The 19,433-nt window shown below is 66.5% G+C and carries 14 protein-coding genes, 1 tRNA gene and 1 pseudogene; 8 read left to right on the top strand and 8 right to left on the bottom strand.

All coding sequences use genetic code 11. The annotated features are described in order from the left end of the window. Together HZR14_RS14365 and HZR14_RS06135 are read right to left on the bottom strand one after the other, a co-directional pair. A partial coding sequence (locus tag HZR14_RS14365) for an SDR family NAD(P)-dependent oxidoreductase (protein WP_255479187.1) occupies positions 1-198 on the bottom strand: 198 nt, incomplete at its 3' end. Between the two features lie 104 nt (positions 199-302). Beyond that, a complete protein-coding gene (locus HZR14_RS06135; protein WP_181691991.1) occupies positions 303-1,283 on the bottom strand; it encodes a DUF4382 domain-containing protein in 981 nt (326 codons plus the stop codon). A 667-nt stretch (positions 1,284-1,950) separates the two neighbouring features. Between HZR14_RS06135 and HZR14_RS06140 the strand changes: the two genes are divergently transcribed. Further along, the gene (locus HZR14_RS06140; RefSeq protein WP_181691992.1) at positions 1,951-2,388 is read left to right on the top strand and encodes a universal stress protein; all 438 of its coding nucleotides are present in this window, start codon (positions 1,951-1,953) and stop codon (positions 2,386-2,388) included. Here HZR14_RS06140 and HZR14_RS06145 read toward each other — a convergent pair. From HZR14_RS06145 to HZR14_RS06155, 3 genes and pseudogenes are all read right to left on the bottom strand, one after another. Then, a pseudogene (locus tag HZR14_RS06145) lies at positions 2,387-2,857 on the bottom strand (LLM class flavin-dependent oxidoreductase); the annotation flags it as partial. The gene HZR14_RS06140 and the pseudogene HZR14_RS06145 overlap by 2 nt on opposite strands. A 92-nt stretch (positions 2,858-2,949) precedes the next feature. Next, positions 2,950-4,917 carry a molecular chaperone DnaK gene (gene dnaK, locus HZR14_RS06150; protein ID WP_181691993.1) on the bottom strand — a complete coding sequence of 656 codons (1,968 nt, stop codon included), beginning with the start codon at positions 4,915-4,917 and terminating at the stop codon, positions 2,950-2,952. 133 nt (positions 4,918-5,050) lie between these two features. Then, positions 5,051-5,764 (bottom strand): nucleotide exchange factor GrpE, encoded by a 714-nt coding sequence (locus HZR14_RS06155; protein ID WP_181691994.1) that lies wholly within the window; start codon positions 5,762-5,764, stop codon positions 5,051-5,053. An 85-nt stretch (positions 5,765-5,849) separates the two neighbouring features. Here HZR14_RS06155 and HZR14_RS06160 point away from each other — a divergent pair, with 85 nt between their 5' ends. Then, positions 5,850-7,238 (top strand): DEAD/DEAH box helicase family protein, encoded by a 1,389-nt coding sequence (locus HZR14_RS06160; protein ID WP_181691995.1) that lies wholly within the window; start codon positions 5,850-5,852, stop codon positions 7,236-7,238. A 138-nt stretch (positions 7,239-7,376) separates the two neighbouring features. On the opposite strand, the gene HZR14_RS06165 is transcribed toward HZR14_RS06160, so the two are convergent. Beyond that, positions 7,377-9,296, bottom strand: a complete 1,920-nt coding sequence (locus HZR14_RS06165) for a beta-CASP ribonuclease aCPSF1 (protein WP_181691996.1) — start codon at positions 9,294-9,296, stop codon at positions 7,377-7,379. 209 nt (positions 9,297-9,505) lie between these two features. Between HZR14_RS06165 and HZR14_RS06170 the strand changes: the two genes are divergently transcribed. Then, a complete protein-coding gene (locus HZR14_RS06170) occupies positions 9,506-9,988 on the top strand; it encodes a DUF7984 family protein (RefSeq protein WP_181691997.1) in 483 nt (160 codons plus the stop codon). Positions 9,989-10,005: 17 nt separating this feature from the next. On the opposite strand, the gene recJ is transcribed toward HZR14_RS06170, so the two are convergent. Beyond that, positions 10,006-11,442, bottom strand: a complete 1,437-nt coding sequence (gene recJ, locus HZR14_RS06175) for a RecJ family nuclease (RefSeq protein ID WP_181691998.1) — start codon at positions 11,440-11,442, stop codon at positions 10,006-10,008. Between the two features lie 86 nt (positions 11,443-11,528). Here recJ and HZR14_RS06180 point away from each other — a divergent pair, with 86 nt between their 5' ends. The 3 genes from HZR14_RS06180 to HZR14_RS06190 all read left to right on the top strand — a co-directional run bounded on the left by HZR14_RS06180 (position 11,529) and on the right by HZR14_RS06190 (position 18,165). Beyond that, on the top strand, positions 11,529-12,899 hold the full coding sequence (locus HZR14_RS06180) for a phosphohexomutase domain-containing protein (protein ID WP_181691999.1): 1,371 nt from the start codon (positions 11,529-11,531) through the stop codon (positions 12,897-12,899). Positions 12,900-13,015: 116 nt separating this feature from the next. Beyond that, on the top strand, positions 13,016-16,246 hold the full coding sequence (gene ileS, locus HZR14_RS06185) for an isoleucine--tRNA ligase (protein ID WP_181692000.1): 3,231 nt from the start codon (positions 13,016-13,018) through the stop codon (positions 16,244-16,246). After that, complete coding sequence (locus tag HZR14_RS06190; RefSeq protein WP_181692001.1) at positions 16,246-18,165, top strand: hypothetical protein; 1,920 nt, start codon at positions 16,246-16,248, stop codon at positions 18,163-18,165. Before ileS ends, HZR14_RS06190 begins: the two co-directional genes overlap by 1 nt. A gap of 96 nt (positions 18,166-18,261) precedes the next feature. On the opposite strand, the gene HZR14_RS06195 is transcribed toward HZR14_RS06190, so the two are convergent. Beyond that, positions 18,262-18,365: transfer RNA gene (locus HZR14_RS06195), tRNA-Arg, on the bottom strand. A gap of 114 nt (positions 18,366-18,479) precedes the next feature. Here HZR14_RS06195 and HZR14_RS06200 point away from each other — a divergent pair. Then, entirely contained in the window at positions 18,480-19,016 is a 537-nt protein-coding gene (locus HZR14_RS06200) for an AAA family ATPase (protein WP_181692002.1), read from the top strand. Next, positions 19,013-19,417, top strand: coding sequence for an RNA-binding domain-containing protein (locus HZR14_RS06205; RefSeq protein WP_181692003.1), 405 nt, complete (start codon positions 19,013-19,015; stop codon positions 19,415-19,417). Before HZR14_RS06200 ends, HZR14_RS06205 begins: the two co-directional genes overlap by 4 nt. Positions 19,418-19,433: the final 16 nt, after the last annotated feature.

A 19,433-nucleotide genomic window follows, 5' to 3' on the forward strand; every position in this document is an offset into this window, starting at 1 on the left:
ACAGGCTGTCAGACGCAGTCTGACAACGTCGTCGAAACAGGAAGCCCCTGCCTCAACGAGTCCGCGACAGCGGGCGAGTAGGCAGGGGTAGTTCACGACGGTGGTTGCGCCCTCGCGGGCGAAGCGTTTCGCCATCGACGCGCCCAGACCCCGGCTCGCGCCGGTCACGATCACCGTCTCATCGTCGAGTCGTCCCATGACGGCTTGATCGGTGGGGTACGACAAAAGTAGTACGACGAAAATACGACCAGAGTACGACGAAAATACGACAAAATACGTGAATACGATCGAGCGTGGCCGCCCTAGTTCTTGGAATCGGCCGCGTCGGTTCCCGATTCGGTAGTGCCGCCGCTATCTGTGCTATTGGCGTCGGTGTCGGTGTCGGTGTCGGTGTCGGTGTCGGTGGTGTCGGTGTCGGTGGTGTCGGTGTCGGTGGTGTCGGTGTCGGTGTCGGTGGTGTCGGTGTCGGTGTCGGTGGTGTCGGTGTCGGTGTCGGTGGTGTCGGTCTCCGTCTCCCCTCCATCATCGTAGATGACCTGCGTCCCGCCGGCGACCGGGCGGACGAGATACTCCCCGTTTCCGCGCTGGAACGGCGCGAAATCGGCGATAAATCTCGTTCGTTCCCCCGCACGGATCTCGAAGGCCTGGTTGAATTTCAACGGTGCGTTGCCGGGCGTCTCGACGACGGCATCCTCACCGTTCGATTCGAGGACACCGTTCGCCTCGCGCACGTCTAGCTGGAGGAACTGATACTCGCCGGTCTCGAGTTCGGTCTCGTCGATGAGTTCGGTCTCCTCTCCCTGTAACTGGACGAGGTCGGCCTCCTGAGGCTCGTCGAACTCGATGTAGTAGCGGCCACCGTCTTCCCCGTCGTCGTCCTCATCGCCCCCGGCGACAGTCCCCTCGTCGTCCTCATCGCCCCCGGCGACAGTCCCCCCGTCGTCCTCATCGCCCCCGGCGACAGTCCCCCCGTCGTCCTCATCGCCCCCGGCGACAGTCCCCTCGTCGTCGGACCCGTCCTCACTCGTATCCCCCGGCTTGACCCAGATCCCATCGAGCGTGACGACGAGCGATTCGAAGTCTCCGATATCGTTCGGCTGGTCAGTGACGCTCGTCGAAAGGAAGCCGTACTGGTTCGTTTCGACACCGTCGTCTCCCGTGCGCTCGTCGTTTTCCCCGTCGGTAATGTCCCCATCCGTCCCCGATCCGCTGCCCGCACATCCGGCCAACGAACCGGTCGCAACGACTGCTCCGAGCCCTCCGAGATACTGTCGGCGTTCCATACCAAATGAAGTAGATCTGATAGTATATCTCTTCTGGCCGATTTGGAACGCCATAACGGCTGTCAACGACACGGCCACATATGACAATTTCTGAAGATAGTAGCTGGATCGAACGCGACCAAGGCGGCGGTCCCAGAGAGTCGGTGATCGATACTCGACGATCGATACCAAACGACCGATACCCCGGCAGACAGAGCCCCCAGGATCGGACGAGCTACGAGAGTCGTCGAAATGTGATCATTCGTTTTCCCACGAGAGGGTATACCGCTTCACAACTCCCGAAGAGTGGCGAAAATAAATGAAAAAGTACTCAACGACAGCCGAACATCCACGAGGCGGGGACAGTCGGTGTCGGCACGCCCTGGGTGCGGGTGGCTCCCGCAAACGTACGATCACAGCAACGTGACTCCGCCATCCCAACGTGTCCACGAAAGTTGAGTTACTGTTCCCACTCTACCGTCCAGCCCCACTCCGACCGTAGCGACGATCACTCCCTTCAGACGGATCGTCGTCGTTGCGTACCGGCGACGCCGGTCCGCGTCAGAGTGGATGGGTGGAGGAGCCACACGGCGGCGAGGTCCGCGCGGGCGTCGAGGACGGGGGCTCGTCCGGACTCGAACGGACGCTTCACCGGTATATTTTCCACGTCGGGACGCGTACGCGTGGTATGCAGTATGATAGCGTGCTGATCGCGACGGACGGAAGCGAGCAAGCGACCGACGCCGCGTCTCACGCCTGTGACCTCGCGAGGCGTCACGATGCGACACTGCATGCGGTCTTTGCGATGGATACCGAAAACCCGGATCTCGGCGACGCCGTCGAGACGGACGCCATCCGGGCGGAGCTCGAAGAGCACGGGGAGACGGCTCTCGAAGCGGTAGCCGAGGTCGCGGCGGCCCACGACGTCGAACTGGAGACGACGCTCCTCGAAGGCGAGCCCTTCGATGCGGTACTCACCTACGTCGAGGAAAACGACGTAAGCGTGATCGTGGTCGGACGCCGCGGCCGATCGGAAAACCTCCGGGTCCTCCTCGGGAGTACGGCCGACTCGATTCTCCGACACAGTTCGGTCCCGGTGTTCGTCTGCCCGAGGACGCCCGGCTGATCGCGTCGATGCTTTCGCGGACCAGCCGGCCCCTGTCGTCGGGATCGACGTCGAAGGCGGGGTATTCCGGATCGCGGTCCCCGGAGGCGACCCCGAGCACGAGCCGGCCGTCGGAGAGCCGATCGACGGTCGCGGCGGCCTTCGCGACGTGGATCGGATGACGCAGCGGGAGAACGACACTCGAGGTCCCGAGCGCGATCGTCTCCGTGTGGGCAGCGATATATGAGAGAAACGGCCACGTGTCGAACGCCCCGCCGGCATCGCCGAAACGCGGCCAGTACGTCGGCACGTCTCTCGCCCACAGCCCGTCGAAACCGAGCGACTCGGCGTGCGTTGCGAGACGGACTTCCGCCTCGATCGGCGGCGTCGATTCTCGCACGTCGGTGAGTGGCAACCCGACGCCAAACGAGAGTCCAGAGCCACCGAAGAGCCGCCGATACCCGGCGTTCGCGTGACCCACGTCGGTCATGGTGTCCACTCCGTGCTGTAGACGTATCCGTGCTCGGGAGCCGACAGACGGACGCCGTGCTCGGAGGCGAATCAAACGGCTGCTCGGAGGCGCTACTTCTCGTCGTCCTCGCCGTCTTCGTCGACGTCCTCGAAGTCCGCATCGACGAACTCCTCACCGTCGGCGTCAGGGCCACCACCGGCACCCATACCGCCGGGACCGCCGGCACCCATACCGCCGGGACCGCCGGCACCACCCATCCCACCGGGACCGCCGGCACCCATACCGCCAGCGCCACCCATACCGCCAGCACCGGCACCTTCAGCCCCCGCGGCCTGCTGTTGGTACATTTGCTTGCCGACCTCTTGGAGTTCCTCGGCGAGCGCTTCGGTGGCCTCGGTGAGCTCCTCGGTCGTGGCCTCCTCGTCCTCGACGACGGCCTCGAGGTCCTCGATCGAGGCCTCGATGTCGGCGCGGATCTCGTCGTCGATCTCCGCTTCGTTTTCCTCGAGTAGGGTCTCTGCGCGCTGGATCGTCGACTCGGCGTCGTTGCGGGCCTCGATGCGCTCGCGGCGTTTCTCGTCCTCTTCGGCGTGTTCTTCGGCTTCCTCCTGCATCCGATCGATCTCCTCCTCGGAGAGGCCGGCACCGCCCTCGATAGTGATGTCCTCGCTGTTGCCGGAGCCTTGATCCTCCGCGGAGACGTTGACGATGCCGTTCTCGTCGATGTCGAACGACACCTCAATCTGTGGCGTCCCGGCCGGAGCCGGCGGGATGCCGGTCAGCTGGAAGGCACCGAGCAGTTCGTTCTCCTCGGCGATCTCGCGTTCGCCCTGGAAGACGCGGATGTTGACGGATGTCTGATTCGGTGCCGCCGTCGTAAAGACCTTCGAGGCCTCGGTCGGAATCGTGGTGTTCTTGTCGATGAGTCGCTCGAAGAGGCCGCCTTTGACCTCGATCCCGAGGCTGAGCGGCGTCACGTCGAGCAGGACGATGTCGTCGACGTCGCCCGCGAGGACACCGCCCTGGATCGCCGCGCCCAGCGCGACCGCTTCGTCGGGGTTGACGTTCTTTTTGGGCTCTTGCCCCGTGAGTTCCTCGACGTTCTCTTGGACCTGCGGCATCCGCGTCGACCCGCCGACGAGAATGACCTCGTCGATGTCGCCCTTCGAGTAGCCGGCGTCGGAAAGCGCCTGCTCGGTCGGAGCGACGGTCCGCTCGAGGAGACCGGAGGTGAGCGATTCGAACTTCGCCCGCGAGAGTTTCTCCTCCAGGTTGAGCGGCCCCTCGTCGGTCGCGGCGATGAAAGGAAGGTTGATCGTCGTCTCCTTCCGGGAGGAGAGTTCGATCTTGGCCTCCTCGGCGGCCTCGGTCAGCCGCTGGAGGGCCTGTCGGTCGTCACGCAGATCGATCCCGTGTTCGGAGGCGAAGGAGTCGGCCAGATAGTCGATGATCGCCTCGTCCCAGTCGTCACCGCCGAGGTCGTTGTCGCCGTTCGTCGCGACGACCTCGTAGACGCCGCCGCCGAGATCGAGGATCGAGACGTCGAAGGTACCGCCACCGAGGTCGTAGACGAGGACCGTCTGATCGGCGTCGTCGTCGAGGCCGTAGGCCATCGCCGCCGCCGTCGGTTCGTTGACGATGCGTTCGACCTCGAAGCCGGCGATCTCGCCGGCGTCCTTCGTCGCCTGTCGCTGACGGTCGTTGAAGTACGCCGGAACGGTGATGACCGCCTTCTCGATCTCGTCGCCGAGGTACTCCTCGGCGTCGCGTTTGATCTTCTGGAGGATCATCGCCGAAATCTGCTCGGGCGTGTACTCCTCGCCGGCGGCCTCGACGGTGTAGTCGTCGTCGCCCATGTGGCGTTTGATCGAAGCGATCGTCCCGTCGGGGTTCTGGACGGCCTGGTTTTTCGCCGGTTTCCCGACGAGGCGTTCGTCGTCGTCGCTGAAGGCGACGATCGACGGTGTCGTCCGTTCGCCCTCGCCGTTGACGATGATCTCGGGGTCGCCACCCTCCATGACCGCAAACGCGGAGTTGGTGGTACCGAGGTCGATACCGAGGATCTTGTTGCTCGCCATGTTGGACGCAACTACCGGTCTGAATCGGTTAAAAGTTGCTAGACGCGGCGAGGCGGCTGTGAGGCGATCCGCGCCCCGTCCAGTGGTTTTCGAAATCCGGCGTTTCCACGACCGGGAGATATAAACAGAACCGCTATTCGTCCGGACTCCCGTCAGTCCCGTCCGACACCGTCACCTGTGCCGTCCGGAGCACCTTCTCGGCCATCTCGTAGCCGGGGCGGTGGAGTTCGGCCACGGTGCCCTCGGGGGCCTCGCTCTCGACGCGGAGAAGCACTTCGTGTCGTTTCGGGTCCGTCTCGGTCCCGGAGTCGGGTTCGATCGGTTCGACGCCCTCGTCGGTGAGGACCTCATCGAAGCTCCGGAAGGTCGCCTCGACACCCTCACGGATGTCCGCGTCCGCGTCCTGTTCGAGCGCCCGCGAGAGGTTGTCTCTGACCTCCAGGAGGTCCTCGACGAGGGACTCCGTCGCGCGGGCCTGTTCTTGTTCACGCAGCCGTTTTTGACGTTTCTTGTAGTTTTGGAACTCCGCCTGCTTGCGCTTGAGCCTGGATTCGAGGTCCTCGCGCTCGGCCCGGAGGGCGGCGGCTTCCTCCCGAAGCGTCGCGATTTCCTCGGCGATCGACTCGGGGGGATCCTCCGTGATCCGGTCTGTGATCTCCTCTATCGGCGGCCCGCCGGCCGCTCCGTCGTCTCCGGTCGGTTCCCCTTCGGTTCCGGTCGGTTCCCCTTCGGTTCCGGTCGGTTCCCCTTCGGTTCCGGTCGGTTCCCCTTCGGTTCCGGTCGGATCCACCGACGGCTCCTCGCCGTCTGCGTCCGCGTCGACGGCGTTCGCCTGCTCGTCGCTCATGTGTGGACGTACCCGTCGGCGGCAATAAGGATTCACAAACAGACTCGCCCGCTGGAATTAAACCGCAGCCACGCCGAACTCGGACGTGGTCACGCTCCGATACGACGGGGGGACGATCCGAATCGAAGACGCCCCCGACGAGCTCGCCCGACTGTCGTTCGTCGAGGCCGACCCTCGATCGAAGACGCACCGCGCGCCCGCCCACCGCTATCCGTTCGTGCGGCGGACGTGTACCGACCGGGGGCTTCACCCCGAGGACCGTGTCCTCGATTGCCCCCCGCTCGACGGTCTCTCGACGGACTACGACCTTCGGGGGTACCAGACCGAGGCGCTCGACGCCTGGCGTGACGCCGGCGACCGGGGCGTGATCGAACTGCCGACCGGCAGCGGCAAGACCGTCGTCGCGATCGGGGCCATGGCGGCGCTTTCGACCCCGACGCTCGTCGTCGTACCCACGATCGACCTCCTCGAACAGTGGTCCGACGAACTCGAATCGGAGTTCGGCGACAGGGTCGCGATCGGTCGCCTCGGCGGGGGCGAACAGCGCCTCGAACCGATCACCGTCGCGACCTACGATTCGGCGTACCTCCGGGCCGACGAGGTGGGAAACCGCTTCGGCCTGGTCGTCTTCGACGAGGTCCACCATCTCGGCGGCGAGGGGTATCGCGACGTCGCGCGGCTCTCGGCCGCACCGGCCCGACTCGGGCTCACGGCGACCTTCGAGCGCCCCGACGGTGCCCACGAGGCGGTCGAGAAGCTCCTCGGTCCCGTCGTCTACCGGCGTTCCGCGGACGACCTCGCGGGCGAACACCTCGCCGACTACGACATCAAGCGGATCGACGTCGAGTTGACCCCCGAGGAGCGCGAGACCTACGAGGCCCACCAGGGGACGTTCACGGATTACCTCGCGCGGTCGGGGCTCCAGCTTCGCTCCGGGAGCGACTACCAAGAACTCGTCAAGCGCTCGGGATCGGACCCCGAGGCCCGCGAGGCACTGCTCGCCAAACAGCGCGCACGCGAGGTGATGATGAACGCCGATCGGAAGGTCGACGCGCTCGCCGACGTCCTCGACCGTCACCGCGAGGATCGGGTCATCGTCTTCACCGCCTACACCGAGCTCGTCTACGAACTGGCCTCGCGGTTTCTGCTCCCGCCGATCACCAACGAGACGCCGGCCGACGAGCGTCGTGAGATCCTCGATCGGTTCCGTCGCGGGGCGTACTCCCGCGTCGTCGCCGCGAACGTCCTCGACGAGGGCGTCGACGTGCCCGACGCGAACGTCGCGGTCGTGCTGTCGGGGAGCGGCTCCGAACGGGAGTTCACCCAGCGGCTCGGCCGGGTGCTGCGTCCGAAAGACGGCGGGGCTACCGACCCCGACGCCGATACGACGCGGTCCCGGGCCGGCAGAGCCATTCTGTACGAGGTCGTTACGACGGAGACCGCCGAGGAACGAGTCGCGCGGCGACGGCGGTGACGGTGTGGGCAAAGACCCGGAAGTAATACTGGTGGACGAAATCAAATGAAACCGACTCACGAGTGATCCGCCGTTCGCTCCGTCGAACGGCGTGATCCTCGTGAGTCGTGTGTACATTCTTTTGTCCGTCAGTATAAGCTATTTGAATCGGAACGTCTCGAGGTTCTTCGGCGCGAACGTCCGCATATTGAAGTCGTGATACAGTGCCGAGGAGAGGTCCTGTACGGAGGACTCGTCGCCGTGGACACAGAGGACCTTCTCCGGGCGGGGATTCATCGTCCGGACGAAGTTCATGAGCCCCTGGCGGTCGGCGTGCCCCGAGAAGCCGTCGACCGTCTCGATGTCCATGTTCAGCGTGAGCGTTCCGCGGCTGTTCGAGCGGTCGTTCATCGGGATCTCGTCCCAGCCGTTCTGAATCCGGCGGCCGAGCGTTCCCTGGGCCTGGTAGCCGACGAAGACGAGTTTCGATTCCGGTTCGCTGCCGACGTGGGTGAGCCACGACATGATCGGGCCGCCCTCGATCATGCCCGACGTCGAGAGGACGATACAGGGGCCGCCGTCGGCGATCTCCTGGCGTTCGTCCTCGCCGCCGTCGATGTGGTTGAACTGATCGGCGAGAAACGGGTTCTCGTCGTCGTGGAAGATCCGGTCCCGGAGGTCGTCCCGGAGGTACTCCGGATAGGTGGTGTGGATCGCGGTCGCCTCCCAGATCATCCCGTCGAGGTGGACGGGCACCTCGGGGATCTCGCCCTTCCGCATCGCCTCCTCTAGGACGAGCATGATCTCCTGGGAGCGGCCGACGGCGAAGGCGGGGATGAGGACCTTTCCGCCCTCGGTCGTCGTCTCGCGGATCACCTCTTTGAGTTTCTCCTCGGAGTCCTCCTGGTCGGTCTGGTAGTCGTTTCGTCCGCCGTAGGTCGACTCCATGACGAGCGTCTCGACGCGCGGGAAGTCGTTGACCGCGCCGTTGAAAAGGCGGGTGTCGTCGTAGTGGATATCGCCCGAGAAGGCGACGTTGTAGAGGCCGTCGCCGACGTGGAAGTGCGTGACGGCCGACCCGAGGATGTGGCCGGCGTTGTGGAAGGTGAGTTTCAGGTCCGGCGCGATGTCGGTTACGTCGCCGTACTCGACCGGGATACAGTGTTTGATCGCCTCCCGGACCTGTGCGGAGTCGTAGGGGGGTGTCCGTCCCTCCTTGGCGGCGACGTCGAGGTAATCGAGGGTCAAAAGCCCCATCAGGTCCCGCGTCGGCTCGGTACAGTAGATCGGGCCGTCGTAGCCGTACTTGAACAAAAGCGGCACCAGCGCGGAGTGGTCGAGGTGGGCGTGGGTCAATACGACGGCGTCGATGTTCGAGGCTCCGGCACCGAGCGCCTCGGGCACCTGCAGATACGGGACCTCGCCTTCGGCTCCGGGTTTGTCCCCGCAGTCGATGAGGACGCGCGTCTCCGGCGTGTTGAGGATGAAGGCGGCGCGGCCGACCTCCCGACAGCATCCGAGCGTCGTGATCCGGACCCACTCGTCGTCGGACATCTCCTCGCGGTGTATCTGTCGGCCGATACGTTCGAGGATGTCGCGGCGCTCCTCGCGTTCCTGTTTGAGGAAGTTCCGGACGTTCGAGACCGTCGAGGACTCGATCGGGGGCGTCCGGACGACCTCGGGCGTCCAGCCGACCTGTTGGGTGATCTCTCTGAGCGTCGAGCCGTGGCGGCCGATGACCATCCCCGGCTTTTCGGCCTCGATAACGACCTCGCCGGTATCGGCGTGGAAATCGAGGTCGGTGACGCCCGCCTCATCCGGGATCACCTCGCCGATCGTCTCGCGGGCCTCGTTCGGTCGGGCCAAGACGTTCGGGTCGGGCCGGACGGTGATCCGTTTTCGGAGCTTCGAGGCGAGCCGCCGGATCAGATCGCCGTCGCTCGCGAACTTCTTCGGATCGCGGGTATAGACGACCAACTCGGGGCCCTCGTATTTCACGTCCGACACGGAGATGTCGTTCGGTACTTCGCTAACGATCGTCGCCTTGATATCATCGAGTTTCCGCTCTACTGCACTCATGCGTTAGAAATTCCTTGAATCGGGCTCCGGTAGCTCGGCGCGTTGCGTTCGGTGGTGGCGGACTGGTTCGCCGACTGCGTCGGTGACAAGTGTCATGGATTCGGATCGGCGGTGGCTGTCGTCGAACGACGGCCGCGGGAGGTACCGGAAAACCCGCTCGTAGTCGTGTCTAACCCACTACTAATATAAAACCCTTCGCAAAGGGACGTATGGAGATCACGCCGGCGACCGTCGCGGAGGAACACGAGCGGCTCAGAGGGCGGGATTCGATCCCCGTGCTGATAAACGAGACCCGGGACAGACTCGGGTCGTGCTTCGGCGTCACCGTCGACCACGTCACGGCCGAAGGATACCGAACCGAGGTCGACGACCTGTTCGCCGACGGCGACCGCGCGGTCAACGTCGCCGCGCTATGTGGCCTGCTCCGCGATCTCGATTGCGACGGTGATTACCCCGGCTTCGTCGTCGACGAGTTCCTGGGCCGGAAGCTCGCCGCCACCATCGCCGGCGGGGAGCCGTTCGCGCTCCTGGCGGAGGCGACGTTTCATTTCGCGGACGTACACACCCACGGCGATCCGGGCGATCCAGCCGGGGCTGACGACCTCGATGCCGCGCTCGCGGCGGGGTTTCAGACGCGTCTGCCCGGTTGGGAGTGGACGGAGGGGCCCGGTCCGTTCGGCTCGAAGCGGTAGCGGGACCGGCGGACCGATCACCCGAGTTGGTCGCCGACGATCGAGTCGGCGCGTTCGATGAATTCGGACTCGGTGCCCGTGGGGATCGTCGCGCCGGCAGCGACGTCGTGGCCGCCGCCGTCGCCGCCGACCGCGCGGGCGGCCTCGCCCACCGCGGCCGACAGGTCGAGGCCCCTCCCGACGAGCGGTCCGGTCCCGCGGGCGGAGACCTTCGTCTCCGTGTCGCTCTTTTCGGCGAAGGCGACGATAGGAACGTCCCGGGAGACGCCGTCGGCCCCCATCGACATCCCCGCGATGATGCCCACGATCGTCTCCCGGATCTCGTCTCCGGCATCGAACCACTGGAGGGTGTCCTCGCGGGTAACGCCGCGTTCTTCGACCCACTGGATCCCCTCCGAGAGGTTCCGACGGTGGTTCGTGAGTAATCGTTTGGCCCGCTCGAAGGCCGCTTCGCGGTCGCCCAGACAGACCGCGAGGCCGACGTCGGCCCGGTCGTATCGGGCCGTCGCGTTCAAAAGCGTCGAGAACTCGCTGGCGTCCCGGAGTTCGGTGCCGACGGGCTCCTCGGAGAGGAGGTAGCTCGTGCCGACCAGCCGGTCGATCTTGAACGCCGGGACGCCGCGGGAGACGGCGCGTTTGACGAGCGCGCTCGCGAGCGTCCGTTTTTCCCCCTCGGAGAGGTCGACCCACCGCCGCCACTCGCCCCCGGACCGACAGGACACGTCGACCCCGTCGAGAAACGAAACGACGCCACGTTCGTCGTTCGTGATCCCCGGAATCCGAACGTCGGAGGCGTATTCGAGCAGCTTCGGCAGCGGGCGGGTCTGTTTGCCGTAGATCGCGAGGTCCGTCGTCTCCTCGAGAGCGCCCGCTTCGATCCCCTCCGCGACGATTGCCTCGTTCGCGCCGTGTAGCGCCCCCTCGGAGGCCTGCATGTCGCCGACCGCGCCGACGACAGCGAGCGCCGCGAGGTCGCGGTTGTCGAGCCGTTCGTCCGCCGTCGAACGCGCGGCGAGCGCCCGTGCGAGGACGTAACTCGCCCCCGCCCCCGACAGCTCCGAGGCCCCATCGATCCCCTCGAGCAGGGGATTGAGGTGACACTCCGTGTCGGCCTCGGCGGGCTGGTGGTGGTCGGCGATGACCGGGACGAAATCGCCATCGCGTTCGTGCTCGGCGACGATATCGAGTTGGCCGCTGCCGAAGTCGGTAAACAGCACCGTTCCGTACTCCCGGCCGGCGATGGCCGCGATCGAGTCGGCATCGAGTTGCTTCTCGAAGACCACCTCGAACGGGATAGCGGCCCGTTCGAGCGCGGTCGCGGAGATCGCGGCGCTCGTCAGCCCGTCGGCGTCGATGTGGGAGGCGAGCAACACGCGGTCGGCGGCACACAGCCGTGCCGCACAGGCGTCGGCGCGGGCCTGCAACTCGGGAACGGGGGCGTCAGCGGCGGCCATGTAGGGACGTTGCTCGTTCTCCGAGTTAAACCCCGGGCCGGAGACGTGTCCACCGTTTTTTTGCGCCCCGGCGTCGATCCGGCCGTATGGACGTCGAATTCGGTACCGACGGCTGGCGGACGACCACGACGGAGTTCACCGAACCGCGGATCCGGGCCGTCGGACAGGCGGTCGCGGACCACCTGCGTACGGCGGGCGAGGACGCCCCCGTCGCCGTCGGCTACGATCCACGGGCGGACTCGCGGGACGCCGCCGAGGAGCTCGCCCGGGTGCTCTGTGTGAACGGCTTCGATGCCCTCGTGGCCGAGCGCGACACCCCGACGCCGGTGATCGCGTGGTCGGTCCTCGATCGGGGACTCTCGGGCGCACTTCAAGTGACCGCGAGCCACAATCCGCCGACGTACAACGGCATCAAGTTCGTCCCCGCCGACGGCGCGCCCGCCCTGCCGGAGGTGACAGACCGGCTGGCGGCGGAACTGAAGCCACCGGAGCCGATCGCCGAGGACCGGTGGGGGTCGCTCAGGGAGGTCGACTTCGTCGAGCCGTACCTCGATCACGCGCTGTCGTTCGTCGGGTCGGACCTCGGCGGGCTCGCGGTCGCACACGACGCGATGCACGGCAGCGGCCGCGGCGTCACCGACGAACTCCTCTCGCGTGCGGGGGCGACCGTCACCCGTCTGCGCGACGATCGTGACCCCGATTTCGGCGGGGCGGCCCCCGAACCGACGGCCGAACACCTCACCGCGCTCGCGGGCGTCGTCGACGGGGACGACGCCGCGTTGGGGTTCGCGAACGACGGCGACTCGGATCGCCTCGCGGTCGTCACGCCCGGCCGCGGCGTCGTCGACCCGAACTGGGTCCTCGCGGCGCTGTACGAGTACCGCCTGGAAACGGAGGCCGGCGACGCCGTCCGGACGGTCTCGACGACGGCGCTCGTGGATCGGATCGCCGGGGCACACGGCCACACCGCCCACGAGACACCGGTCGGCTTCAAGTGGGTCGCCGAGGCGATGGCCGACGCCGGCGCGCTCGTCGGCGGCGAGGAGTCCGGCGGCTTCGGGATCACGGAACACCTCCGGAACAAGGACGGCGTCCTCGTCGCCCTCGCCGTCGCCGCGGCCCACGTCCAAGAGCCCATCGACGACCGGCTCGACCGGCTTCGCGCCGAGTACGGCGACATCGTCCAGGACCGTCGTAGCATTGATTGCCCCGACGACAGGAAGGCGGCCGTCCTGGACGAGCTCGGCGAGGCGCTCCCCGGATCGGTCGCCGGCAGCGAAATCGAACGCGTCGGCCGAACCGACGGCTTCAAGCTCTTTTTATCCGACGGCTCGTGGCTGCTCGTCCGTCCGAGCGGGACCGAGCCGAAACTCCGCGTCTACGCCGAGGCCGGACGCGAGGACCGGGTCGAGGCGTTGTTGTCGGCCGGGGTCACGCTGCTCGAACCGCTCGTTTGACACTGCCGGCGATCCCGGTGTCACGCGATTCGCGCGCCGGTGACGCGATCACGTCACCGACGGTAGGCCCGGACGGTACCGAGTCTCATTTAACAGCGGCGGCTGATTGTCCCGATATGAGCAGGTTCGCCGAGGTCGACGACCAGTACGAGCCGGACACGGTCGAATCGCGTGTCTTCGAGTACTGGGACGAGGCCGACGCCTACGAAAAAGCGAAACGCCACCGGTCGGACGGCGAGGAGTTCTTTTTCGTCGACGGCCCGCCGTACACCTCCGGGGCCGCCCACATGGGTACGACGTGGAACAAGACGCTGAAGGACGCCTACATCCGATATAAACGGATGTGTGGCTACGACGTGACCGACCGTCCGGGCTACGACATGCACGGGCTGCCGATCGAAACGAAAGTCGAGGAGAAACTCGGTTTCGAGAACAAAAAGGACATCGAGGCCTTCGGCGAGGAGAACTTCATCGACGAGTGTAAGTCCTTCGCCGAGGAGCAACTCGAGGGGCTCCAGAGCGATTTTCAGTCTTTCGGCGTCTGGATGGACTGGGACGATCCCTACAAAACGGTCGACCCCGAGTACATGGAGGCCGCCTGGTGGGGCTTCTCGAAGGCACACGACCGCGGGCTCGTAGAGCAGGGCAAACGCTCTATCAGCCAGTGTCCCCGGTGTGAGACGGCGATCGCCAACAACGAGGTCGAGTACGAACACGTCGACGATCCCTCGATCTACGTGAAGTTCGAACTGGGCGAGGGCGAGGACGAGCACGACGAACCCTCGTATCTCGTCATCTGGACGACGACGCCGTGGACGATCCCCGCGAACACGTTCGTCGCCGTCGACCCCGAGGCGACCTATCGGGCGGTCGCGGCCGAGCGCGACGGGGACACCGAGATCCTCTATCTGGAGGAGTCGTGCGTCGAGGACGTCGTCGAGCGCGGCGGCTACGACGGCTACGAGCTCGGAGAGGAGCTCCCCGGCGAGGAACTCGTCGGTCGACGCTACGAGCACCCACTCCACGAGGAAGTCCCCGACGCCCCCGACTTCGAGGGGGCGCTCGAAGTGTACGATGCCGACTACGTCGAGGCCGACCGGACCGGGCTGGTTCACTCCGCGCCGGGCCACGGTGAGGTGGACTTCGAGCGCGGCCAGGAGCTCGGTCTCGATGTCTTTTGTCCCGTCGGGCCGGACGGCGTCTTCGAGGACGCCGCCGGCGAGTACGCCGGCGAGTTCGTCAAGGACGCCGACGACGGGATCATCGCGGACCTGGACCGGGCCGGTCTGCTGTTGGCGAGCGAGGAGTACCACCACGACTACGGCCACTGTTGGCGCTGTGACACGCCGATCATCCAGATGGTCACGGACCAGTGGTTCATCACCGTCACCGACATCAAAGCGGAACTGCTCGCGAACATGGAGGACAGCGAGTGGTATCCCTCGGAAGCGCGGGACAACCGCTTTCGAGACTTCATCGAGGACTCGCCGGACTGGAACGTCTCCAGACAGCGCTACTGGGGGATTCCGATCCCGATTTGGACGCCCGACGCCGAGGCCAGCGACGGCGACGTCGAGGGCTGGGACGGCGACGTCGACGACGCCATCGTCGTCGGCACCCGCGAGGAACTCGCAGAGCGCGTCGATCAGTCGATCGACCCCGAGTCGGTCGACGTCCACAAAGACACCGTCGACGACCTCACGATCACCGAAGGGGACGTCACCTACACCCGCGTCCCCGACGTCTTCGACGTCTGGCTCGACTCCTCGGTCGCCTCCTGGGGAACCATCGGCTATCCGAAAAACGAGGCGGCATTCGAGCGGCTGTGGCCCGCCGACCTCATCATGGAAGCCCACGATCAGACCCGCGGGTGGTTCTGGTCCCAACTCGGCATGGGCAGCGCCGCGCTCGATCAGGTCCCGTACAAGGAGGTCCTCATGCACGGCTGGGCGCTCGCCGAGGACGGCCGCAAGATGTCGAAATCGATCGGCAACATCGTCGCGCCCCGGGAGGCGATCGAACGCCATGGGGCCGACCCGATGCGGCTGTTCTTGCTCGGACAGAACCCACAGGGCGACGATATGCGCTTTTCGTGGGACGAGATGGAGAACCGCGAGCGAGATCTCAACATCCTCTGGAACGTCTTCCGGTTCCCGCTGCCGTACATGCGGCTGGACGGATTCGATCCGGGGGCCGTCACGCTCGACGGGGCCGAACTCGAGACCGTCGACGAGTGGATCCTCTCGCGGCTCCAGTCGGTCACGGCCGAGATGACCGACGAGTGGGACGCGTACCGACAGGACAAGGCCCTCGACGCCCTTCTCGGCTTCGTCGTCGAGGACATCTCGCGTTTCTATATTCAGGTCGTCCGCGAGCGGATGTGGGAGGAGGCCGATTCGGCGAGCAAGGAGGCCGCCTACGCGACGCTGTATCGCGTCCTCGTCGAGACGACGAAGCTGCTCGCGCCCTACGCGCCGTTCGTCTCCGAGGAGATCTACGGCACGCTGACCGGCGAGGCCGGCTACGACACCGTACACATGTGCGAGTGGCCCGAGGTCGACGAGCGGTTCCGCGATCCCGAGCTCGAAGCGGACGTCGGGATCGTCGCCGCAGTCGAGGAGGCCGGTTCGAACGCCCGCCAGCAGGCCGAACGGAAGCTCAGATGGCCCGTCAAGCGGGTCGTCGTCGCGGCCGACGACGCGCGCTCGGCGGAAGCGGTCGATCGCCACCGCGGGTTGCTTCGCGACCGGCTCAACGCCCGGGAGATCGAATTGATCGGTCCCGACACCGACTGGGGGGAACTCGCCTACACCGCCCGCGCGGACATGTCGGTACTGGGGCCGACGTTCGGCGACGAGGCCGGCGAGATCATGAACGCGATTAACGCGGTCTCGGTGGCCGAGCCGACGCTGTCGGCGCTGTCGGCGGCCGTCGCCGAGGAGCTCGGCCGTGACGTCGAGTTGACCGAGGAGATGATCTCGTTCAACACCGAGACGCCAGCGGGGATCGAGGGAACCGCCTTCGACGTGGACGGCGACGACCGCGGTGTCGTCTACGTCGACACGACGCTCACCGAGGACATCGAGAGTGAGGGGTACGCCCGCGAAGTCGTTCGTCGGATCCAGGAGATGCGAAAGGAACTGGACCTCGATATCGAGGCCGAGATCCGGGTCGACCTCGATATCCGCGACGACCGGGTCGCGGATCTGGTCGATCGCCACCGTGACCTTATCGCCGACGAGGTTCGGGCCGCCGAGTTCGGAGCGGTCGAGGACGGCCACGAGCGCGTCTGGGACGTCGAGTCCGTCGAGATGGACATTTCGATCGAGGCCGTCTCCGAGCGGTGATGAACGCGCGGTCCGTCCTCGCGTATAGCCTCCTCGTCGGCTGTCTCCTCGGCCTCGTTGCGACCGGTCCGGTGGCGGCGGCCGAAGAGCCGATCGAACTCGAACACTCGCTCTCGCAGTCGGCGTCGGCGGACCGGATCGACGTCGAGACGCGGTTCTCGATCCCCGAGTCGACCGTGGAGTTGGAGGTCAGACTTCCCGACGGGGCCGACGTCCACGGAGGAACCGGGTTCGAGCGGATCGACGACCGGACCTACGAGTGGACGGGGAGACGGGCCGACCCGAGCCTCGAATACGAGTACGAGGGGACCGTTCACGGGACCCACCGCGGTCGCGAGGGGCTCTCGTTCGTCGTGGCGGAGGAGTGGGCGCTCGTCCGGACGCCGTCGGTCGGCGTCTCCTGGCGGAGCACCGATCCCGAGTCCGAACTCGTTCGGAGCAACGCCGTCGACGGCGACGGGATCGCGAGCACACACATGGCGTATCTCGGGCCCTACACCGAACACACGAGCACGGCGTCGGGGCAGGCGTTCCGGCTCGTCGTGCCCGAAGCGGCCGACCTCCGTGAGGAGCCCGACGACGTCCTCGCCGCGATCGAGGAGGCCGCCGGACGGCTCGTGATCGGCGAGCGCGATCCCGACGTCTTCGTCGTCGCCGCGCCGACGGCCGATCACACGTGGGCACCGGCCGGCCTACAGCTCGGGGCTGGCGGCGACATGTGGGTCAGAGACACCGAGCGGCTCGGGACGGTACGGAACACCTGGGTCCACGAGTACGTCCACACCCGACAGCGCTACGCGGCGACCGACGCCACCCGCTGGACGATCGAGGGGATGGCCGACTACTACGCTGCCCTCCTGGCCTACGAGGCCGGCGACGTCACGTACGAGACGTTTCGGGACCGACTGGAAGCCGGCGACGACCCCGAGTACGACGACGTCCGCCTCGCCGAACCGGAGACGTGGGCGGAGACCAGGGCCGATTACGATCGGGGAGCGGCGGCCTTCGCATACCTCGATCGACGGCTGCGGGCCGAAGCCGATACCTCACTGGACGCCGTCGTCGCCGGCGTAAACGATCCCGAACGAGCGCTGACACAGCGGCGGTTCCTCCGGGCGATCGAAACCGCCGGCGGCGCTGCCGTTCGGACGGCTGCCGAACGCTACACCGAGACGACCGAGACGCCGCCGATCGCGTCCCGAAGCGACCACGTCGCGGCGTTCGGCGGTCCGGACGTCCGCTACTCGATCGACGAAACGACGGTTTCGGGGCCGTACCGGACGGGAGCGGTCGACCCGCCGACGCTCGTCGTCGGCGAGACGCTCGGCGTGGCCGTCGAAGCCGAAAACGTCGGCACCGAGGCCGGATCGTTCGAGGCCGAGTTCCGGATCGACGGCGAAGCCGTCGCGGTCGAGGACGGACGGATCGGCGTCGGCGAGTCGACGACGTTGCGGTTCGCCCACGGGTTCGACTCGGCGGGCGAGTTCGAACTCGCGGTCGGCAGCGAACGGGCGACGGTGTCCGTCCGGGAGCCGGCCGGCGTCGAGGTGGTCGCACTCGAGGCGGAGCCGGCGGCGGCGACACCGGGCGAACCCATCACGCTCCGTGCGACGGTCGCCGCCGCGGCCGATCGGCCCGGAAAGGGCACCGTCACGTTCGCCGTCGACGGGGCGGCGGTGGCGACCGAGTCCGTTCGGGTCGGTGAGGGTACGACGTCCGTCGAGGCGGCTATCGGGCTCGACGAACCCGGCACGTACGCGGTCTCGGCGGGGGGACGATCGACGACGGTGACCGTCGACGGTGGCGAGGCTGGATCGTCCGGCCGGGATCCACCGGCGGTCGGCGACCAGCCCGGATTCGGCCCGGGCGTGGCCCTCCTCGCCTTGCTCGTCGCGCTTGCGGCCTCGGGGCGACGCTGAGAGAGCGCCGAAACGGCGGCTTACAAACAGAATCGAGGAGAAAGCCCGCGACTTTAGTCGTGGGAGAAGTCACTGCTTACTGTCGTTCGCAAATAACGAGCACGGTGGGATTTGAACCCACGACCATCGGATATCTCCCCACACCGGAACACCGGCGCGGTTAGAAGTCCGACGCTCTGTCCTAGCTGAGCTACGTGCCCTCGAAGGAGGGTAGTCGTGGACCCCTCAAAAACGACACGGGTTGTGTCGGGGGAGTCCTCCGGGGCGCAGACACAACAAAGGCTTCAAACGCTCGCTCGCCGTACTGACAGTGAATGCGAGTCATCGCAACCGTCGGATTGGCCGGCAGCGGCAAAGGCGAGTTCGCGGCCGTCGCCGAGCGAGCGGGCGTGCCGGTCGTGACGATGGGCGACGTGATCCGCGCTGAGTGTCGTAAACGCGGGCTGGACCCGGCCGAACGGCACGGTGAGGTGGCGAGCACGCTCCGCGAGGAGAACGGTCCAGCGGCGGTCGCCGAGGCCTCTTTACCCCACGTCGAATCGGCGCTCGAGGACGCCGATACCGTCGTCGTCGACGGGATCCGATCGGACACCGAGGCCGACGTTTTCGAGCACCGCTTCGACGACTCGTTCACGCTCGTCGGGATCGAAGCGCCCTTCGAGATCCGTCGGACGCGAATCGACGAACGGGGAAGGGACGACGTCGAGAACGGCGAAGACCTCGTCGCTCGGGACGAACGGGAACTGGGCTTCGGCCTCGGCGATGCGCTCGACCGGGCCGACGTCACGATCGAGAACACCGGCTCGCTCGGGGCGTTTCGCGAGCGCGTCCGGGGGGTGTTAGACGAGTGATCTACCGGGCCGACGTCCGGATCACCGCGCCGGTCAACGACACCGAGGTCACCGGTCGCGTCGAAGACGCCGTCAGAAACCTCTTTCCGGAGGCCGAAATCGAACGCCATCCGGGGGAGCTACGGGCGACGGCGCACTCGATGGAGCACTTCTCGGAACTCCTCCACGAGCAGGCAATCCTCGATACCGCCCGAGGCGCGTTTTTCGGGGGGCAAGAGGGCGAGACGCTCAGCTTCGGCCTCAAAAAGCAGGCGGCGCTTCGCGGCGTCGTCAACTTCGCCGTCGGCGGCGAAAGCGAACTGGGCGAGATACGCGTCCGGGTCCGGGTGAACGAACCCGACGTCGAGTCGTTCGTCGATCACATCGCGCCGCCGACCGAGGACGGACGGCCGATCGAGTAGCGGGTTTCGGGCGTGG

It is taken from the genome of Natronomonas salinimetallica (assembly GCF_013839515.1).
GTDB lineage: Archaea > Halobacteriota > Halobacteria > Halobacteriales > Haloarculaceae > Natronomonas.

Excerpts from the sequence above, each read along its gene's own strand:
- HZR14_RS06135 (WP_181691991.1), bottom strand. The coding sequence starts at position 1,283 with ATGGAACGCCGACAGTATCTCGGAGGGCTCGGAGCAGTCGTTGCGACC.
- HZR14_RS06140 (WP_181691992.1), top strand. The coding sequence starts at position 1,951 with ATGCAGTATGATAGCGTGCTGATCGCGACGGACGGAAGCGAGCAAGCG.
- dnaK (WP_181691993.1), bottom strand. The coding sequence starts at position 4,917 with ATGGCGAGCAACAAGATCCTCGGTATCGACCTCGGTACCACCAACTCC.
- HZR14_RS06155 (WP_181691994.1), bottom strand. The coding sequence starts at position 5,764 with ATGAGCGACGAGCAGGCGAACGCCGTCGACGCGGACGCAGACGGCGAG.
- HZR14_RS06165 (WP_181691996.1), bottom strand. The coding sequence starts at position 9,296 with ATGAGTGCAGTAGAGCGGAAACTCGATGATATCAAGGCGACGATCGTT.
- HZR14_RS06170 (WP_181691997.1), top strand. The coding sequence starts at position 9,506 with ATGGAGATCACGCCGGCGACCGTCGCGGAGGAACACGAGCGGCTCAGA.
- recJ (WP_181691998.1), bottom strand. The coding sequence starts at position 11,442 with ATGGCCGCCGCTGACGCCCCCGTTCCCGAGTTGCAGGCCCGCGCCGAC.
- HZR14_RS06180 (WP_181691999.1), top strand. The coding sequence starts at position 11,529 with ATGGACGTCGAATTCGGTACCGACGGCTGGCGGACGACCACGACGGAG.
- ileS (WP_181692000.1), top strand. The coding sequence starts at position 13,016 with ATGAGCAGGTTCGCCGAGGTCGACGACCAGTACGAGCCGGACACGGTC.
- HZR14_RS06190 (WP_181692001.1), top strand. The coding sequence starts at position 16,246 with ATGAACGCGCGGTCCGTCCTCGCGTATAGCCTCCTCGTCGGCTGTCTC.
- HZR14_RS06200 (WP_181692002.1), top strand. The coding sequence starts at position 18,480 with ATGCGAGTCATCGCAACCGTCGGATTGGCCGGCAGCGGCAAAGGCGAG.